1 protein-coding gene and 3 pseudogenes are annotated in these 2,287 nt (G+C 54.8%); 3 read left to right on the top strand and 1 reads right to left on the bottom strand.

The features are described from left to right. Nucleotides 1-554: WcbI family polysaccharide biosynthesis putative acetyltransferase (locus CHB90_RS26715; RefSeq protein ID WP_170941198.1), on the bottom strand; the 554-nt coding region annotated here is incomplete at its 3' end. Nucleotides 555-820: 266 nt separating this feature from the next. Here CHB90_RS26715 and CHB90_RS26425 point away from each other — a divergent pair. From CHB90_RS26425 to CHB90_RS27645, 3 pseudogenes are all read left to right on the top strand, one after another. Next, nucleotides 821-958, top strand: a pseudogene (locus tag CHB90_RS26425) (IS5/IS1182 family transposase); the annotation flags it as partial. A gap of 13 nt (nucleotides 959-971) precedes the next feature. Beyond that, a pseudogene (locus tag CHB90_RS27650) lies at nucleotides 972-1,460 on the top strand (IS110 family transposase); the annotation flags it as partial. 115 nt (nucleotides 1,461-1,575) lie between these two features. Then, nucleotides 1,576-1,878, top strand: a pseudogene (locus tag CHB90_RS27645) (transposase); the annotation flags it as partial. Between the last annotated feature and the right edge of the window lie 409 nt (nucleotides 1,879-2,287).

The following is a 2,287-nucleotide window of genomic DNA, read 5'->3' as shown; positions in this document are numbered from 1 at the left end:
GTGGGATAATTGCGTCCGGGGAAAGGGGAACTCCGGACGTTACCGACTTTGCGCAACAAAGCCCCTTGCGGTAGAACTATCCCGACCTGCTTGAGCAATACACTACGAAGCACATCTTCAAATACATAAAGCTTTGGGTGCAAAGACATATGGTAGAAAACGCCCTTGGCCATCCATCTATCAAACAGAGTCGAGATATTGGGCGCGGACGATGAAAGTTGTTGAATCAGATTTTCTCGAGCAGGTTTAAGAACCTTATCATATCCCATGAAGTCACAAAAGATTGGAGAGTAAAGCGAATGAGCCTCATCGGCGCTTAACCTGTTCCGCAAGGCTCCGACTGCGATCCGAGACAGGACTGGCAGGTTATTCCCACTCTTAGTTTTACGCATCATGAACCACGTTTCGTCGTCGGGGGTCAAGCCATTGAAAAAAAGAACTGGCATGTATACAACACATTTGTGGGGGCCGAGCGCCTTCTCAAAAAATGGTTTCGTCTTGTGAATATCCTGCACGATAAAAAGATCGTAAACTTCAAAAAAGCAACGGTCCAATCGGTGGCTTGCATGGCGCTAAAGCGGAGAATTGTTATGTCTCTGTGGCCAGCTGCCGAAAGAAGTGCGTGAATTGACTGCATGTGGCAGTTCCCAAGCAGAAGAATCTTCATTGTCGGGTACTCCGGCTCCCAAGAGATATATTCTTTCAAGGTTGGTTAGCTGCACATAGACTTGTTGTCAAATCTGGAGGGCACCTCGAAAAATTGCCCTTGTCCGCCCGCGGCAGTATCATTGACGGTAGGAACTGGGACAGGGATGCCGCGATGGCGCTGATGGGTTTCTTCGATTTTTCAAACCGCTATGTGAGCAGGGATGCCAAGCTGGACCCGCTGGTCGAGATCGACGCCATGGTGCCGTGGGAGGAGTTCCGAGCAGCGCTGGAAGAGGTCTGGCGCAAGCCGATGCCTACCGGCCTTCGAAATCCTCGAGACACATGGCTTCGCGGTGATCCTAGTGAGTGCCCGCTACGTCAAGAAAGTGCCGGGCCGCAAAACCGATGTGAGCGATGCAGGTTGGTTGCGACAACTGCATTCCTACGGCCTGCTCCGCGGCAGTTTCCGCACTTAGGCGGAGATCGCCACGCTGCGCGCCTATATGCGGCAACGGGAACGGCTCACCGAATATGCCGCCGCTCACATCCAGCACATGCAAAAGGCGCTGATGAAGATGAACCTGCAACTGTATCATGTCGTCACCGATATGACCGGTGCGACGGGTATGCGAATCATCTGTGCCACGGGTATGAGGCGGAGTGAGGTCAGCCACCTGCGGTGGGATTGGATCGACCAATCAGCGGAAACTATCACGCTCCCAGCTGACCTGACCAAGAACGGGCGCTCACACATTGTTCTGGTCAGACGATGGGCTTCCGAGGTCTTGGTGTCAATCGGCATCGAATGTTGACCCCCTGTAGGCACCTAAAAATGATCCCCTCTGGTGCGACGGAAGCTGGCCCGATGCGGTGTTTGAATCGCCCCGGGTCCGTCGGAGACCATCAACTTGGGTAGGGATGATGGTTATGACAAAAAGCAAAATGGGAAATCGCTACTCGCCTGAGGTCCGCGCACGTGCGGTCCGGATGGTTTTTGAGCATCAAGGCTCTTACGAAACGCAGGCGGGCGCGATCGCAGCCATTGCTCCGAAAATCGGCTGTATTCCCCAAACCTTGAGCGGGTGGGTCAAGCAGGCCGAGAAGGGCAGCAGCATGCGTGATGGCGTGACCACTGAAGAACGGGATCGGATCAAGGCACTGGAACGCGAGGTCCGCGAGCTGCGCCAGGCCAATGAGATCCTCCGCAAGGCTTCGGCGTATTTTGCGCCCGCTCTCATCGCCGCAAGCGGCAACTGCCGCGCAGTGGGACGAAACTCGACGGCCCACTGAAGCGATGATCACCTTCATTCATTGCCCGGCAGGGCATTGCGGAGCAATGTCCCGAGAGGGGAAGATCAGCGCGTTGTCTACGGCGTCGAGTCGATTTGCAGGGTCCTGCCGATCGCGCCGTCCATTGCCCGGCAGTCGATACGAAGTATCGATGAGAGGGGACATTCTATCACGATCTTGCGTGTCGTGCTGATCCTTCCAAGGCGTTGTCCCCGCATCAACGCGATTCAGAGCTGCGGCCGGAGATCAAAAGAGGCTGGGATGAAAACTATCGTAAGCGCTCCGTTGATACCGCAGCTTATGCGGCCTGATTTTCCGATGCGGAAGTCGGCAGCCAATTCCAAGGCAG

This window comes from Antarctobacter heliothermus (assembly GCF_900188425.1).
Lineage (GTDB): Bacteria > Pseudomonadota > Alphaproteobacteria > Rhodobacterales > Rhodobacteraceae > Antarctobacter > Antarctobacter heliothermus.
The sequence above is the reverse complement of the archived record's forward strand: the minus strand, read 5'-3'. Positions and strand labels throughout refer to the sequence as shown.